Raw genomic sequence first — 16,862 nt, forward strand, 5'->3', positions numbered from 1 at the left:
TGTCTGTGATGAAGAGAGTAGTCTTTTTCAGAAGGAAAGCGAGCTAGGGATGGTGCGAGCCTAGTGCAGAAGAAAAAGATGAAGCGCACTTCGGAGACGCTTCTTGAACGAATAGTAGAGTAAGCCGAGGCCCCCTGTCCTCGTTATAAACGGGAAAGTGGTTCGAAATGAACAACAAGGGTGGTACCACGGGTTAAAACTCGTCTCTTTTTTAGAGACGAGTTTTTTGTGTTTTAAAAAATAAGGAGGTTATAGTATGAATTATAAAACGCAGTTTGCGAAAAGTTTATCGAATATTTTTACGAATGAATTAATACAAAATCAAATTTTAGATTTAATCGAAACACCAAAACAAGATGAATTCGGAGATGCAGCGTTCCCATGCTTTTCACTAGCGAAGCAATATAAAAAATCACCAGCTATTGTAGCGAAGGAATTGGCGGAGAAATTAAAAGATCCGTTCTTTACGAAAGTAGAGGCTGTTGGTCCTTATGTAAATGTATTTTTTAATCGTGAAACAGTAAGTGATGAAGTATTAAAAATAATTTTAGCGGAGAAAGAAGAGTACGGTCAAAATCACTTTGGATGTGAAAAAACGGTAGTTATCGATTATTCCTCTCCTAATATCGCGAAACCTTTTTCAATGGGGCATTTACGTTCTACAATGATTGGTAATTCGCTGAAACATATCGCCGGAAAATGTGGGTATGAAGTTGTAGGAATTAATTATATTGGCGATTGGGGAACACAGTTTGGAAAATTAATTACCGCATATAAAAAATGGGGAAATGAAGAGGTAGTTAAAGAGGATCCGATACGTGAGTTATTTAAGTTATATGTTCAATTCCATGAAGAAGTAAAAGAAGACGAAGAACTAGAAGAAGAGGGACGCGCTTGGTTTAAAAAATTAGAAGAAGGCGATGAGGAAGCAGTCGAGCTTTGGAACTGGTTCCGTCACGAATCTTTAAAAGAATTTTCACGTATTTATGAACTTCTCGGTGTGGAATTTACAAACTTTCAAGGAGAAGCTTTTTATAACGATAAAATGGAAGACTTTATTGGGATTTTAGAAGAGCACGATTTACTTGAAGAATCAGAAGGCGCATTAGTCGTTAATTTAGAAAAAGAAGGTATGCCGCCTTGCTTAATTAGAAAATCAGATGGTGCAACTATTTACGCAACGCGTGATTTAACAGCGGCATTGTATCGTCAAAACACATACGAATTTGATAAAGCGTTATATGTTGTAGGCCCAGAACAAAGCTTACATTTCAATCAATTTTTCACTGTATTAAAAAAGCTTGGTTATGACTGGGTCGATGGTATGGAACATGTACCGTTCGGGTTCATATTAAAAGATGGTAAGAAAATGTCGACACGTAAGGGCAGAATTATTTTATTAGAAGAAGTGTTAGAAGAAGCTGTTGCGCTTGCGGAACGAAATATTGAAGAGAAAAATCCGAATTTAAAACAAAAAGAAGAAGTGGCAAAACAAGTCGGTGTTGGAGCAGTTATCTTCCACGATTTAAAAAATGAGCGTATGCATAATATCGAATTCTCATTAGAAAATATGTTGAAATTTGAAGGGGAAACAGGACCATATGTACAGTACACACATGCGCGTGCTTGTTCAATTTTAAGAAAAGAAAGTGTAGAATTTGAAACTTGTACGTTTGCATTAAAAGATGATTATAGCTGGAGTGTCGTAAAATTACTTAATAAATTCCCGCAAGTAATTGAGGCGGCCTTCAACAAAAATGAGCCATCTATTATTTCAAAATACGTATTAGATGTAGCACAAGCGTTCAATAAATATTATGGAAATGTTCGTATATTAGAAGAGAACGAAGAGAAAGAGAGTAGACTCGCATTAGCTTACGCTGTGACGGTTGTATTAAAAGAGGGATTACGTTTACTTGGGGTAGGCGCACCTGAGGAGATGTAAAATAAAAATTTTGTGCTTATGCGCCGAGAGAAATATTCACATTACTTTACTAATAAACTACAAATCAAATTAAAGCGTAATATAGAGTAACAAAAAGACAAAACAGGCGATTGTTAGCCTGTCTTGTCTTTTTTTATTTTCTTAAATAAACCCTTATCTATAAAGAGTTATACGCTGCGAAGTGTAAGAACTCTATAATTATGTTGCGAAATCAATTAAAATATTTGTAGAGAGGATGGTCCGTATTGATTCGAGCTTTCATTTTACATATTCCTTGTCATAGACTACCGGAAAGAAGTTTTCTTAAACTACAAAAATACATACCTTTATGTGCGCGTTGTACAGGCATGTTTATCGGTATTTTAATGTTTCCAATTTATTTTTATATGACACCTTCGTTTCTGCCTGCAATAATACTATCATTTTCCGCTCAAATTCCGTTACTTATTGATGGATTCACCCAAAAATGGAAATGGAGAAGCAGCACAAATTTACTAAGAGTAACGACTGGTTTATTAAGCGGTAATGGTATGGGGCTATTTATTGCCTCTAGCATTATATGGATAACATCTAAAAGCATATATTAACGGAAGGAGAACTTTACATGTTTTGGATCTACTTAGTTTTAATTCTTATTTCAGGAGGAAGCGGGATTAGTTTTCTCATTTATGAAAGAAATATAGAAGCAATAATTTCTTTTGTTATTTGTACAATATTTATTGTGTTACTCTATTTTCACCTAAAAAGAAATGACGAACATAGAAACTGTGATTGCAGTACATTAGCTTGTACCGATTATACTGATTGTAATTGTTAAATTATGTGAGTGGAAAAGTTAGTGTATCATTTAAGGTATACTAGCTTTTTTTATTAGAAGTGTAGGAATGTGACTATTAAATGGAGAACTTTAGTTTTGTATATAAAAGGAGGTGCTGGACCTGAAAGAGTATGATTGGAATAATAAGCTAGCGTATTTAAGAAATACGAGAGATTTATATTACAATGACGATTATTTAAGTTTTTTAGTAAATACAGTTTGGAAGATTTCTGAACCGGTACATATTGTTGATTACGGTTGTGGGTATGGTTATTTAGGCTTAGTTTTGTTGCCATTGCTTCCAAAGGGATCAAAGTATACAGGCATTGATAGCGGGGAAGCATTAATAGCTGAAGCGAGAGAGTTGTTTCATTCGCTTCCACATGAATCAGAATTTATTGAAGGAGATGCTACAGAAATTGAATTGGAAAATAAATATGATATAGCTGTCAGTCATGCTTTCTTATTACATATGAGTTCCCCAAAAACGATGCTAGAGAAGATGATACATTCAATTAAACCAGGTGGTAAAATAATCTGTTTTGAACCACATTGGATGTCAAATATGTCTTCATACGTATTAGATGGAGAGAATCAATCGGAAATTATCCAGATAGGTATTTTGCAGAAATTATTTGAAAGGGACACACAGAGAAACGGTAAAGATGGAAATATCGGTATGAAAATACCTATGTATTTAAGTGAATTAGGTGTTAAAAATATTGAATGTAGAGTAAGTGATAAAGTGAATTTTTTAGACTCTAATTTAAATCAAAATGATAAGCAAGGATTATATAATTCTCTAAAAGAAGAGGGGATTGCAGGCAATCCGGGTGATAAACAGCAATTTATAGAACGTTTAATGAGTCGGGGATTAACATTTGCTGAAGCGCTTGCTCAATATGAAGCAGAACTACGATTTTTTGAAGTGTTTCATATACATGCATTTTTAGTATATGCTCCGAATATGAAAATTACATTTGGTGAAATAAAATGTTAAATTGTAGTGATGTAATTCGAATTGCTACTTTCAATATATGGAATCACGAGAGTTTTTGGTTTGAGAGATTAGAAGCCATTTGTGAGGAGGTTCGCAATATTTCCCCGCATATTCTTGCTCTACAGGAAGTTAGAAGTTGTGTTACTTATGGACCCAAGAAAAATGTTGCGCAGTATATAGCAGATCAAACTGGATATCCGGTTTGTGTATTTAAAGAGTATCCAGATTCTCCAGATGAAGGGCTAGCTTTTTTAAGTAAAGTTCCTATCTTAGCTGAAGAAGCTATTTGGGAAACAGATATAGAGGAATCGAATTATTGTGCCATTCGAATCATGTTAAAATATAAAGAGTATAAGATCGGGATAACGAATGTTCATTTAAATTGGAAATCTAGTAAGGTAAGACAAGAGCAATTGGATACGGTGAATAATTGGATTAAAAACAGAGTTAGTGGCTACGAATTATTATGTGGTGATTTTAATGATGAACCACATTCAGGGGTGCATCAATACTTAATAAGTAATCAATGGATAGACGTGGCTCAGCTTAAAGAAAATCAAGATAACATTCTTGCTCAGCCAACTTTAGATTATGGAAAGAATACAAATTTAATAGGGGATGAAAAGCAAGAAGAACGATATGATTGGATTTTGATACAAGAGAAGGATTCGTTTGAATCTCTAAATATAGAAAATGTATCTGTATTTGGAGATTTAGCATTAACTTCATTACACGTATTTCCAAGTGATCATTACGGTGTTTTTATGGATTTAAAATTTGATAAGTGAAATAAAAGATAGGATGATTGTCATTTTTTTCGGTAAATCGATATATCTTATCAAATCGTTGATCTATTGTAAGTTACGATTGATATATTCAGGAAATCGTTAATATAATTTCATCCACTGAATGAAGCCTCAAAAAAGAAGATAAAACTCATCTTTGAATAATACATGTTATTTCATCAAATTAAACAAAATAACGAGAAAAAGTATCGTTTTTAAGATATTTAGTTATAAACTTGAATAATATTAAATAATATCATTCATTATATGAGGTTTTAGTTGAATGCATACTATATGATGTGTAAAATCTAAGCAAGTAGGTTAGAATACTGCTTGCAAATGGCAGTATAAATAATAATTTGAGGTGAATGCATGCTAGATTTTAAGCAATTAGAGATTTGTTTGAAAGAAAAGAGATTCGTAGATGGATTACATGAGATAAATAATGAAATTGCGCATATAAAAGAAACGAATAAGTTATCATACGTGAAGAAATGGCTTTCTAACGTCTCGTCAGCTAAGGAGTTTGATACATTAATTCGTCTCGCTGATGAAGGTTTGATGCATCAATATAGCTCCTTTTTAATTCGTTATACATATAAAAAGTTCCCAAATATGAGAACGCTCTCTTTATATTGTGATGAATTAATTGATGAACGTAAAATCCTTGATGCTGAACAATTGTTAAAAGATTCTTTGGAAAAGGTAAATGAAGAGGAAACTGATGCGGATGTTTTAACGAAAGCATATTTTACGTTAGTTAGATGTTTGTTAGATATGAAGCGAAATGAAGAGGCCTATGCCTATATGCAAAAGGCGGAAAAGTATAGTACACGTGCAGTTTTTGATAAATGGGGTTACTTATATATACAGACTGGTGAGTGGGAGAAGGCAGAGGAACAACTTTTATCCGGTCAGCAGCATAAAGATTGTGAGGAGTTAGCTACGTACTTATTGGCGCAATTATATGCATATAAAGGTGAACAGCAGCGAGCGTTACAACTCATTAATGATGCGATTGCAAAGTTTCCTCAAGTACCATATTTCTATTTTGAAAAAGTAAAATATTTATTAGATTTAGAGCGCTATGAAGAAATGTTAGCGGTAATAGATAAAATTAATCATATGCTTCCGCATCATGCATATACAACTTATTTTATACATTTACGTGCAGAAGCATTTTATAAAATGAATAATATTCACGATTTGCAAGCGCTATTGAAAAGTGAAAAGAGTTTGAAAAATTCTCTATATCATCATATAGAAAAAAATCCTGATGGAAAAAAGGTTCGTTTACCGATAGTTCCGGTTGTACAAAAGGATAACTATTGCGTTCCGACAAGTTTGGAAATGATGTTAGGGGTATGGGGAGAAAAACGTACGCAAGATGAAATTGCACAACATATTTTTGATGTAACAGGTTCTAAGTTTTCAGATACAGTTACATATATAGAAGAGCAAGGTTACGAATATCGTTATTTTCAAGGGAATGAGGAAAATTATAAGAGATTACTCAATCAAGGTATTCCCGTTTTATTAAGTATAGATATTGAGCACGCTTCCCATGTACAAGTGCTTTCTGGTTATGACGATGTACTGCAAGCTTTTTATATTCAAGATCCGAATTTCTTGGAACCGATTCTTGTGGAATATGATAAGTTGCAAGAAAAATATCGTTATACAGATTGTTTAGCTATTACGTTTATACCGAAAGATAGAATAGAACAACTTTCATTTTTAAATGTGGAAGAACACACTTATTATAAAACAATCTTTTCTCTTACAGATCATTTAGGTGAGCAAGATAAAGAGGGGATTGAAAAGTTAGTACTATTTTTAAAAGAAACAAGTGAAAATCCAAACACTTGGTTATATACGATTAAACATTTAGATGCTGAAGTAGATAAAGATTTTATTCAGTTTTGTATAGAAAAATTAATGAAAAAGTTTCCGAGCTCTGACTTTGTGAAATTGCATAGTGCACAGTGTTTTATTCGTCTGCAGGATATGGAAAAAGCAGGACAGATGCTTCAAAGTGTGGAGAAGAAAAGCAATCAAGCGTTGTATCATTTTATAAATGGACGTTTCTCTTTTGAGCAAGATAATTATGCAGAATCGATTGCTAGTTTTCGTTCATCATTACAATTGGATGCAGATCAACCAGTTGCGTGGAGTTTCTTAGCATTATCATACATGTATATGGATCAATCCGAAAAGGGGCTAGAGTATTCTCTAACAGCTATAGAACGTAGTCCAGAAAGGTTTACACTTGTAAATCACGGTTTAATTTTAATAGATTTAGAACGATATGAAGAAGCATATGGATTCTTTAATGATTTATTAAAAGAATATAAATATGAAGCGCACATATGGTATGAACGTGCAAGATGTGCTCAGTATTTAGGGAAAGTCTATTTGGCGGTAAAAGGACTTAAAGTGGCGATTCAATTAGATAAAACAGCAGCCTATTTATATACGAAGCTTTCGGAAATCTATGAATCGGATTTGGATGATGAGAAAAATACGAAGGAAATTCTATTACAAGGAATTCAAAATTGTGAAGATCAGGCGTCTTTATATGTTCGTTTAGGAGATTTTCATTTTCAAAATGATGAACTTGAAGAAGCGGAAACTATATATAAGCGTTCTTTAGAAGAAAATAATGAAGATGTATATTCTCATTTCGGTTTAATTCAAGTTTATATGGCAAAGGAACAATATAAGGATGCAAAAAACTATATTGTCAGTATTAATAAGCAATTTGAAGACAATCAAGATTTCCTTATGAATGCTGGTATGGTGCTATGGGATGCTGAAATGGCATTAGGCGAGGATGAAAAAGAGTTAAAACTTGCACTTTCTAAATTAGAGAACGGTATACGAAGCGTATACGCTAATATAGCGAGCGTGTTGGATGAGTATGTAAATCGAATAAAAGACACAGCTTTTGTGCAACGAGGCATAGCGTTTTTAAGAACGTTAGAAAAAGAGAAAACGGAAGTAATTGAATACGGTTGTTACGCTGGTATTTTATATGAATCTATTGGACAGTATGATCAGGCGATAAAACGGTATAATGATGCACTTAAGAAAAAACAGGATTCATTGCCGTATTTTCGAATCGGTGAAACATTCATGGCGTTAGGGCAATTTCAAGAAGCGAAGCATGCGTATGAAACATGTTTAGAAATGGATAAGAATTTCACAGGTGTACATGTGCAACTAGCAGAAATATATGAAAAAGAAGAAAATAGTTCTAAAGAACAAAGTCATATGGTCCAGGCAATGAAAGAAGAGCCTTTGCATATTAATATGGAATATTTGGCACAGCTTTCAGTAGATTTGAATCTTCATGAAGAATTGCTAGTTGAACTAGAACAATTAGCAGAAGAGGTACCAGAAATATGGCGTTTAGATGCAATTGCATATGTATATGGTGCGATGAATGAGGTAAATAAAGAAAAAGAATATATCGAATGCGCAATGAAAATAGATGAAGCGCATGTGGAAGTACTATATCATTATGCGAAATTGCTAGTTAAAAAGCAGAGTGTAGAAGCAATCGAAGTTGCGCTGAAAGTAATGCATAAAGATTTGGAAAGTGAACGTATTTTTGGTGTGTACGTAAAAGCAATGGAGCAACATAAAAAATTATCCCAAATACGAGACGTACTTCATACGTTAAAGGTGAAAAAAGCAGAAAGAAGTACAGCGTTTATGTATGCAGCTACTGCGGTTGCCGAAAGATTAGTAGAAAGACAGCAAAATGAGCAACCGAAAAAATCTATATTTACAAGAGCATTTTATCGCATGAAAAATCGTGCGAAGGAAATTTCAATGATTACAGTTATTATCGATTTATTTGAAATCTCCTTAAATTTAAATCCGAAAAATAGTATGGCAGCGCAGCGTTTCGCAATATTTTATGAGAATGCGGCGATGAATAAAGAAGCTATAGAGGTTTTACAAACATCGTTAGAAAATAAGTGGGATTATGATGTAGCGAAGCAACTTGTAAATCTTTTCATTGAGTGTGAAGAAGAAGATATGTTACGAGATGCTTTTGAATTAACGAAACAAATGGTTCGCGAGCTACCGGATGATTATGATACACTTCTTCTACAAGCGAATGTATTATGTAAGCTAGGCGAAGAAAGAAAAGCCGAAAAAATTTACTTGCAATTAATTGAGAAAACACCATTTGTAAGTAGAGGATTCCTTTCTTTAGCAGAAATATATCAAAGTCAAGAGAGAATTGAGGACTCGATTCAGTTATTAGAAGACGCTTCTGTACATCATCCAAATGAAACAGCAATTCTTCTTGCTTTAGCATCTTCGTATCATAGAGCTGGGCAAACGACAAAGGCAGAAAAAATAACAAGTGAAATATTAGCAATTGATGCTACTGACTTGCTAGCAAGATACGATCATGCTTGTTATTTAACATTATTAAACAGAAATGAAGAGGCAAGAGATGAACTTGAAATTGTGCTTCGTGAAGATGAAACAGGATTTTTCGCTGAACTTGCAGAGGAAGATGAAGATTTAGCAGGATTGCGAGAATTTGAAAAGTAATTGTATAAGAATAGAGAAAAAGGGTATAAATAAAAATATATTTCGAATTAGTTGACAATTAATTGTTTAATGGCATAAAATAACTTTTAATAAAGTATACAAATCTGAAGACGAGAAAGAGTAAAATAGTGAGCTGTTCTCCAGAGAGCCGGTGTATTGCTGAAAGCCGGTGTGCAGACGTTATTTGAAAATCATCTCCGAGGAGCCGTGGCTGAATAAAGTAAGCTCGGACGGATGTCTACCGTTACAAAGAACGCGTATGTTAGTACGTTGCTAAGTGCTATTAGTGAAAAGCTAATAGAATTAGGGTGGTAACGCGGGTAAACCCGTCCCTACTTCATAGGGACGGGTTTTTTGTGTGCTTTTTAAAACATTCAAAGGAGTGATTGTACATGAAAAAAGTAGATGTAAAAGAGTCAGCTGTAGAGAGAGAAAAACGTATTCGTAAGCAGTGGAATGAACAAAGTATTTTCGAGCAATCAATTCAGAATCGAGAAGGTGCACAATCTTTTGTGTTTTATGAAGGGCCACCGACAGCGAACGGATTACCACACGTCGGCCATGCACTTGGGCGGGCGATTAAAGATTTAGTAGCGAGATATAAAACGATGGCTGGATATAAAGTGTTAAGAAAAGCCGGATGGGATACACATGGATTACCTGTAGAATTAGGTGTTGAAAAGCAACTTGGTATTTCAGGTAAACATGAAATCGAAGAGTACGGCATTGAACCATTTATTCAAAAGTGTAAAGAGAGTGTATTCACATATGAGAAGCAGTGGCGTGAATTTACGGAGAGTATTGGATATTGGGTAGATATGGATGATCCGTATGTTACTCTAGAGAATCCATATATCGAAAGTGTATGGAATATTTTAGGGACGATTCATGAAAAAGGCTTGTTATATAAAGGGCATAGAGTTTCACCGTACTGCCCAAGCTGTCAAACATCTCTTAGTTCACATGAAGTTGCACAAGGATATAAAACAGTGAAAGATTTAAGCGCGACAGTTAAGTTTAAAGTGAAAAATAGTGAAAATGAATATTTCCTTGGATGGACGACAACGCCGTGGACACTTCCAGCGAATGTTGCACTTGCTGTACATCCAAATATGGAATACGTTAAAGTGAAACAAGAAGGGTATGTATACATCGTTGCGAAAGAGCGTGTACAAGAAGTACTAAAAGAAAACTATGAAGTATTATCCGTTCATAAAGGCGAAGAATTAGTAAACACATCTTATACAGCACCGTTTCCGATGAAGGAAGTTACAAATGGGTACCACGTAATTGCAGCAGATTTTGTAACTGCAGATAGTGGTACAGGACTCGTTCATATCGCTCCAGCATATGGGGAGGACGATTATAGAGTCGTTCAAAGTGAAGGATTGTCGTTCTTACATGTTGTAGATGAGAAAGGTGAGTATACGGATGCAGTACCATTTCTTAAAGGTAAGTTTGTAAAAGAATGTGACGTTGATATCGTTCGTTATTTAGCTAAAGAAGGTTTGCTATATCATAAAGAAAAATATGAACATAGCTATCCGCATTGCTGGCGCTGTGATTCACCATTACTTTATTATGCAGGAGAAAGCTGGTTAATCCGAACAACTGAGATTAAAGAAACATTTTTACGAAATAATGATTCTGTTACGTGGTATCCAGACCATATGAAGCATGGACGGTTTGGTAAGTTTTTAGAAAACATGGTGGACTGGAATATTAGCCGGAATAGATATTGGGGAACACCGTTAAACGTATGGGAATGTGAAAGCTGCGATCATCAATTCTCACCGAAAAGCATTGCCGAATTAAGAAAGCATAGTACGAAAGAAACGCCTGAAGATTTAGAATTGCATAAGCCGTATGTAGATGAAGTAAAAGTGTGCTGTGAAAAATGCGGAAGTACAATGAATCGTACGCCAGAAGTAATCGATGTTTGGTTTGATAGTGGTTCCATGCCGTTTGCGCAATATCATTATCCATTTGAAAATAAAGAGTTGTTTGAAGAACAGTTTCCAGCAGATGTAATTGCAGAGGGAATTGATCAAACACGCGGCTGGTTTTATAGTTTATTAGCAGTATCAGCGCTATATACAGGAAAAGTACCTTATAAACGAGTGTTATCACTAGGGCATGTTCTAGACGAGGAAGGACAGAAAATGTCTAAAAGTAAAGGAAATGCACTAGATCCAGTTGATTTAGTAAATCAGTTTGGTGCAGATGCTTTAAGATGGGCCCTACTTGTTGACAGTGCTCCGTGGAATGCGAAGCGTTTTTCTGAAAGAACAGTACTGGAAGCAAAATCTAAATTTGTAGATACGTTAGTCAATGTATATAGCTTCTACGTTTTATATGCAAATTTAGATGAGTATAATCCGAAAGAAAAGTATGAAGTTAAACGTACGAAATTAGATGAATGGGTATTATCAAGATTGCATAGCACAACGAAAAAAGTGAGAACAGCACTTGATGATTATCAATTTACGAATGCAGCTCGTGAAATCGCGGCGCTTGTAGATGAAGTCAGTAACTGGTACGTAAGACGATCACGTAATCGTTTCTGGGAATCTGGTATGAATCCTGAAAAAGCAGCTGCGTATGAAACGCTTCATGAAGTGCTTGTAACAATTAGTAAATTAATCGCACCATTTACACCGTTTGTAGCTGAGGATATTCATCTGAATTTAGAAGGAAGAAGCGTTCATTTAGCAGATTATCCGGTTGTAAACGAATCACTTATCCAGCCTGAGTTAGAAGCAGAAATGGATGCTGTTTTACAAGTTGTTGAACTTGGAAGAAGTAATCGTAATCAACATTCATTAAAAGTAAAACAGCCGTTAGCAGAACTTGTATTACTAGCGCATAATGAAAATGATATGGATTGGGAATCTTATCGTGATATCATCATGGATGAGCTAAATGTAAAAGCGTTCCATGTTGAACTCGATGAAACGAAATACACGTCCTATCAATTAAAGCTGAATTTTAAAACAGCTGGGCCGAAGTTTGGTAAAAGTGTGAATGCAGTAAATGGTTGGTTAAAACAATTATCAAAAGAAGAAGTACAACACTTTGTATCTACAGAAAGAGCAGTTTACGAAGTAGCACCAGGAGAAGAAGTAGTTGTAACAGCTGAAGATGTATTAGTAGAGAAAGTTGCGAAATCAGGATTTTCAAATACGACTAACGGTCAATATACGGTAATGTTAGATACGAATGTAACGGGAGAATTGTTACAAGAAGGAGTAGCACGTGAATTTATTCGTGCAGTTCAAGAATATCGTAAGCAGTTGAATTTACCAGTTAATTTACGAGTGGATGTAATTCTTGATACAGAAGAAGAACTACAGCAAACGTTAACGAATCATAAAGATTTATTAGAAGAAAACTTACTCGTCAAGCAATTTACATTTGGTCACTTAACGAATGAGGACGATGAACTTTCTTTAGGTGAGACAAAGATCCGAATTAAATTAAACGCGGCTAATTAAAGAAAAAAGGAAGTTGGAATCATTCCAACTTCCTTTTTTGTATGAAGATAAATTAATCAGTTATTTTCCGCATAATCCATTCGATAGGTCCTCTAGAAAAGTTCCTTCGCCATAATACGCTAAATAAAATACTGAAAATGAAAAATGCAGTAGCAAATAATAAAACGAAAAGTAGTGTTTGATGTTCCATACGATTTAATACAATCAATGCGCCAATACCGATAAATACATGACTTACATAATGCGTTAATGTTAATTGTCCTGTTTGTATAATGGAAGTAACAAACCAATTATTTTCATATTTTTCAGCAATGTAGAGGCAAATTATTAATATAGCAATAGCAGATCCTGTAGCGGATGCGACGTATAATATATTGGGTAAAATGGGTCCTGTGTTAAACAAAAATGTAGAGGCTGCTTCACCAATGTATGGGATACAAAGGTGTGTTAACCCTTTTGATAATAGCTCTACAATTACGGTTACTGTTAAACCCAGTAAGAACAACCAATGTCTAATTTTCCTATTATGAAGATCTAACCTGCCAATTATCATACCGATTAAGAAGAAAGAAAACCATGGGAAAATAGGGTGATAGCCATTAAAAAATAAGTTGCGAAGAAAACCTGTTAAGGTCCAAAAGTCTATATAGTTTATAAATGGGATTGTGCCTCCCCATCCTTCGAAGGCGTTGAAAGTAAGTTGGAGATATTGTGCAGTAAGTAAAATAATGATAGAAAGCCATATTAGTATAGTTCTTCGTACAGTAATTAGTAATGCAGCGATGAAAAGGTAAACGCCGTAGTAGTGTAAAATATCACCCGTCCATTCCATTACATACAATAATAATCCTAAAATAAATAAGAATAGTGATCGTTTCCAAATCAATATTCGGCTGGTATTGATTTTTATTTTCTCTTGGCTAGCAACAGATGATTTAGTCATTAAAGTTATGCCAATCCCAGCAAGTATAACAAACAAGGCAGAAGCTCTACCTTCAAAAAGTGTCATAAAGATTTTTAACAGAGGAGGTCCATTTCCTTCCGCCCCTGTTATCACCATGAAATTAACTAGTAACATTCCAAACATTGCCCACGCTCTAGCAAAATCTAAGCCGATAATGCGCTTTTTTGTATTCACTTCAATCCCTGCTTTCAAAAATGCTATTTACAGCTTCAATCCATATTTGTTTATAATCCATATCTAAATGTAACATCATAAAATTCCCAATATTATCAAGAACTAATGCTAACATATGAGCTTTTGAAACTAGATTTTTATTTTGAATGAGTTGAAGTTCATTTGCTTTTGTTAGGAGTGATTCAAATCCGTTTAAATATTCTGTTTGTACAGTTAGTAATCGATCTTTGTACATATCGTTTCTTGAAGATAGTAATACATATTCTTGTAATACACGATTAAAATAAGGATCTTTCTGTTGTTCGTCTATCATTTTAAAGCCAATTTCAACACATTTCTCAATGAAATTCTCTTTCGTAAATTCTTCTGTATGAAAGAATGAGGAGAACTGCATCGCTGCACATAATTCATTAAAAATACTTTCAATTAATGCATCTTTAGATTTAAAGTAATAATAAATAGATGGCTTGGCAATACCAACTTCTTCAGCAATCATTGTATAGGTCGTTTTGGCAATGCCGTGTCCGGCAAATAGTCGATAACTTGCTTCGACTATGGAAGAGAGTGTTTCTTCACTTTTGCTCATGATAAGTCCTCCTAATAAGAAAGGTTACATAAATCGTATCATTCATTAATATTATTTTCAACCTATCGTTAGGTAAAAAATAACTTATTTTTTTACACATTACTTTAAAAAGCATAAGGTAAAGAAATTTACAAAAGAAATATATTTCTACAGTATTTTTCTCGTTTCACACATAAATATTGAGAAAATTTCACTTACCCAAAATGTAAAGGTAATAGAATTGTTTGTATAGAATTACTCGTAGATTCACTTTATTTCGTTACTTGTGGACAGTAATAGCCTTATAGGAATGGGGTAAAGTTTTCAATTTATTAGGGGGAGTGGTTCTATGTTAAACAAAAAAATGGTGGCAATGGCAATGACTGTGCCATTAGTAATGGGGACAATTTCTACTGTTTCAGCACTGGAAAAACAACAGCAAGTAAAGTTAGAAGCTTATTCACCACAGAAAAAAGCAATTGAATATTTAAAGGGACATGCTACGGAATATGGATTGAAGGCAGACCTTTCAGACTTGCAATATATTTCTACAACAGAAACGTCAGTAGCTTCATATGTTAGATTCCAACAAGTGGTCAATGGTGCGCCTGTATTTTCAAAACAAATTACAGTTACTCTTAACGGAGAGGGAAAAGGATTACTTGCGATTTCAGATTATCAGCCTGTTACAGGTGTGAAGGAAGTTACGAAAAAAATTAGTGAAAAAGATGCAGAACAAAAATCGATGGCGTATGTTGGAGGAGAAAGTGAGCAAAACTTATGGGCTCCTACAGAAAAAGAATTCGGATATATTGTTGAAGAGGGAGTCGCTATTCCTGTATATAAAGTGGTAGTCCATTCTAATAATCCATTCGGTGCATGGGAAACATTCATTGATGCGGAAAATGGAAAGTTAATTAAAAAAGTTGATATAAACCGAAAAGCAGAAGGAACAGGAAAAGTATTTTTACCTAACCCTGTCGTATCTAGTGGAAGTTTAGCAGGGTTAAAAGATAATAATGATGCAGATTCAACAGCATTAACGAATCAATTGAAAACTGTTACGTTAAAAGGTTTAGATGGTACAGGATTTTTAATTGGTGAGTATGTTACGATTTCTTCAAAAGCGAAGACGAAATCTACAAACTTACAATTTAACTATACACGTGCAAATGATAGTTTTGAAGATGTTATGTCATATTATCATATTGATACATTACAGCGTTACATTCAAGGATTAGGTTTTCAAAATATTAATAAACGTTCGATTAAAGTGAATGTAAATGGTACAACTGACGATAATTCATTCTATTCTCCATCAACGAAAGCTTTAACTTTCGGTACTGGCGGAGTAGATGATGCAGAAGATGCTGGCATTATTGCGCATGAATATGGTCATTCTATTCAAGATAATCAAGTGCCAGGATTCGGAAGTTCACCAGAAGGTGGAGCGATGGGAGAAGGATTTGGAGACTTCTTAGGTGCTACTTATGAAGATGCAGTATCGACAACAGGATACGGGAAAGCATGTATTGGAGAATGGGATGCGACTGCTTATTCTAGTTCAGATCCGACGTGCTTACGCCGATTAGATACGAATAAAGTATACCCGAAAGATATAACGAATGAAGTGCATAATGATGGGGAAATTTGGGCTCAAGGTCAATACGAAATGGCGCAATCTTTTGGACGTGATGTAGCAACAAAAATTATTTTACAATCACATTGGTCATTAACGCCAAATGCGAAATTCCGTGATGGAGCGAAAGCGATTAAGCAAGCAGATGCTCTTTTATACGGCGGGCAACATGCTGCTGAAATCGATCGTATTTGGGCAGCGAGAGGAATTAGTACGAATTAATTAAAAACGTCGTGGTATTTATAAGCCACGACGTTTTTAATTTGCTTAAGAACTGGTACTAGAAAATTTATTGGTAGCGGTAATAATGTACATATACCGATAAGTTCACTTTACTGCTTCTTTAAAAACAAAATGCTCTTTAAATTTTCTAGATTCAACTTTTTGACCGTTTCTCATAGAGCGGAAAGGATGTTCTTGCCACGTAATGATCACGTCAACCTTATCCGATTTTGTAGAAACTGGAAAATTAGCGTGTTCAAATCCAGTTTTTCCGCCCGCTAGACGACTTTCTTTTAGGGAAAAGAGTTCATATTTTGTTTTCGTATTTGGTTCATTCCGAAAAACTTCAACTTGTACATTATACACTTCACTTTTTCCAAGATTTTTTACAGAGAAATGATATGTTTGAAATACACCTTTTTTGGGTTGTAACAATTTTTCACTCGTTCTTTTTACTTCATCAATATTTACTTGCCATTGATCAGAATTTTGAGAGATTGGTAAAGATTTTGGTGAATAGGCATATGCTTCATTAACTACAACTAAGCATAATAGTAGGAGAAAGAAACTAATTGTTTTTTTCATATGTACACCTCCGATAAAACTTTAATAATAATATGCGTGGGAAACTCGTGTTTTATGTAATAAAATGGAAAAAAGTTCAATTGAAAGAATTTGATAA

11 protein-coding genes and 2 other annotated features (1 of these 13 cut by a window edge) are annotated in these 16,862 nt (G+C 34.4%); of the genes, 8 read left to right on the forward strand and 3 right to left on the reverse strand.

Annotation, left to right across the window (positions count from 1 at the left end):
* Nucleotides 1-211: a binding site (T-box leader), on the forward strand (it extends 4 nt beyond the left edge of the window).
* A 45-nt stretch (nucleotides 212-256) separates the two neighbouring features.
* From argS to ileS, 7 genes are all read left to right on the forward strand, one after another.
* Nucleotides 257-1,945, forward strand: coding sequence for an arginine--tRNA ligase (gene argS / locus DET63_RS21070; RefSeq protein ID WP_113937755.1), 1,689 nt, complete (start codon nucleotides 257-259; stop codon nucleotides 1,943-1,945).
* 245 nt (nucleotides 1,946-2,190) lie between these two features.
* Nucleotides 2,191-2,532 carry a DUF2085 domain-containing protein gene (locus DET63_RS21075; RefSeq protein WP_002141578.1) on the forward strand — a complete coding sequence of 114 codons (342 nt, stop codon included), beginning with the start codon at nucleotides 2,191-2,193 and terminating at the stop codon, nucleotides 2,530-2,532.
* Nucleotides 2,533-2,549: 17 nt separating this feature from the next.
* Nucleotides 2,550-2,762, forward strand: a complete 213-nt coding sequence (locus tag DET63_RS30775) for a hypothetical protein (protein WP_113937756.1) — start codon at nucleotides 2,550-2,552, stop codon at nucleotides 2,760-2,762.
* 115 nt (nucleotides 2,763-2,877) lie between these two features.
* The gene (locus DET63_RS21085; RefSeq protein WP_113937844.1) at nucleotides 2,878-3,762 is read left to right on the forward strand and encodes a class I SAM-dependent methyltransferase; all 885 of its coding nucleotides are present in this window, start codon (nucleotides 2,878-2,880) and stop codon (nucleotides 3,760-3,762) included.
* On the forward strand, nucleotides 3,756-4,550 hold the full coding sequence (locus DET63_RS21090; RefSeq protein WP_113937757.1) for an endonuclease/exonuclease/phosphatase family protein: 795 nt from the start codon (nucleotides 3,756-3,758) through the stop codon (nucleotides 4,548-4,550). Before DET63_RS21085 ends, DET63_RS21090 begins: the two co-directional genes overlap by 7 nt.
* Before the next feature lie 369 nt (nucleotides 4,551-4,919).
* Nucleotides 4,920-9,122, forward strand: a complete 4,203-nt coding sequence (locus DET63_RS21095) for a bacteriocin-processing peptidase family protein (protein WP_113937758.1) — start codon at nucleotides 4,920-4,922, stop codon at nucleotides 9,120-9,122.
* 98 nt (nucleotides 9,123-9,220) lie between these two features.
* Nucleotides 9,221-9,459, forward strand: a binding site (T-box leader).
* 55 nt (nucleotides 9,460-9,514) lie between these two features.
* Nucleotides 9,515-12,616, forward strand: coding sequence for an isoleucine--tRNA ligase (gene ileS / locus DET63_RS21100; protein WP_113937759.1), 3,102 nt, complete (start codon nucleotides 9,515-9,517; stop codon nucleotides 12,614-12,616).
* A 52-nt stretch (nucleotides 12,617-12,668) separates the two neighbouring features.
* Here ileS and DET63_RS21105 read toward each other — a convergent pair whose 3' ends face one another.
* Together DET63_RS21105 and DET63_RS21110 are read right to left on the reverse strand one after the other, a co-directional pair.
* Entirely contained in the window at nucleotides 12,669-13,754 is a 1,086-nt protein-coding gene (locus DET63_RS21105) for a DUF418 domain-containing protein (RefSeq protein WP_113937760.1), read from the reverse strand.
* 1 nt (nucleotide 13,755) lies between these two features.
* A complete protein-coding gene (locus tag DET63_RS21110) occupies nucleotides 13,756-14,340 on the reverse strand; it encodes a TetR/AcrR family transcriptional regulator (protein WP_002136053.1) in 585 nt (194 codons plus the stop codon).
* 328 nt (nucleotides 14,341-14,668) lie between these two features.
* Between DET63_RS21110 and DET63_RS21115 the strand changes: the two genes are divergently transcribed.
* On the forward strand, nucleotides 14,669-16,180 hold the full coding sequence (locus DET63_RS21115; protein WP_113937761.1) for a M36 family metallopeptidase: 1,512 nt from the start codon (nucleotides 14,669-14,671) through the stop codon (nucleotides 16,178-16,180).
* A 105-nt stretch (nucleotides 16,181-16,285) separates the two neighbouring features.
* Here DET63_RS21115 and DET63_RS21120 read toward each other — a convergent pair whose 3' ends face one another.
* Nucleotides 16,286-16,765, reverse strand: a complete 480-nt coding sequence (locus DET63_RS21120; RefSeq protein WP_113937762.1) for a hypothetical protein — start codon at nucleotides 16,763-16,765, stop codon at nucleotides 16,286-16,288.
* Nucleotides 16,766-16,862: the final 97 nt, after the last annotated feature.

Source organism: Bacillus sp. DB-2, from assembly GCF_003315125.1.
GTDB classification, from domain to species: Bacteria; Bacillota; Bacilli; order Bacillales; family Bacillaceae_G; genus Bacillus_A; species Bacillus_A mycoides.

What these genes read in the sequence shown, in the direction of transcription:
- argS (WP_113937755.1), top strand. Translation starts at nt 257, where the DNA reads ATGAATTATAAAACGCAGTTTGCGAAAAGTTTATCGAATATTTTTACG.
- DET63_RS30775 (WP_113937756.1), top strand. Translation starts at nt 2,550, where the DNA reads ATGTTTTGGATCTACTTAGTTTTAATTCTTATTTCAGGAGGAAGCGGG.
- ileS (WP_113937759.1), top strand. Translation starts at nt 9,515, where the DNA reads ATGAAAAAAGTAGATGTAAAAGAGTCAGCTGTAGAGAGAGAAAAACGT.
- DET63_RS21090 (WP_113937757.1), top strand. Translation starts at nt 3,756, where the DNA reads ATGTTAAATTGTAGTGATGTAATTCGAATTGCTACTTTCAATATATGG.
- DET63_RS21120 (WP_113937762.1), bottom strand. Translation starts at nt 16,765, where the DNA reads ATGAAAAAAACAATTAGTTTCTTTCTCCTACTATTATGCTTAGTTGTA.
- DET63_RS21110 (WP_002136053.1), bottom strand. Translation starts at nt 14,340, where the DNA reads ATGAGCAAAAGTGAAGAAACACTCTCTTCCATAGTCGAAGCAAGTTAT.
- DET63_RS21115 (WP_113937761.1), top strand. Translation starts at nt 14,669, where the DNA reads ATGTTAAACAAAAAAATGGTGGCAATGGCAATGACTGTGCCATTAGTA.
- DET63_RS21095 (WP_113937758.1), top strand. Translation starts at nt 4,920, where the DNA reads ATGCTAGATTTTAAGCAATTAGAGATTTGTTTGAAAGAAAAGAGATTC.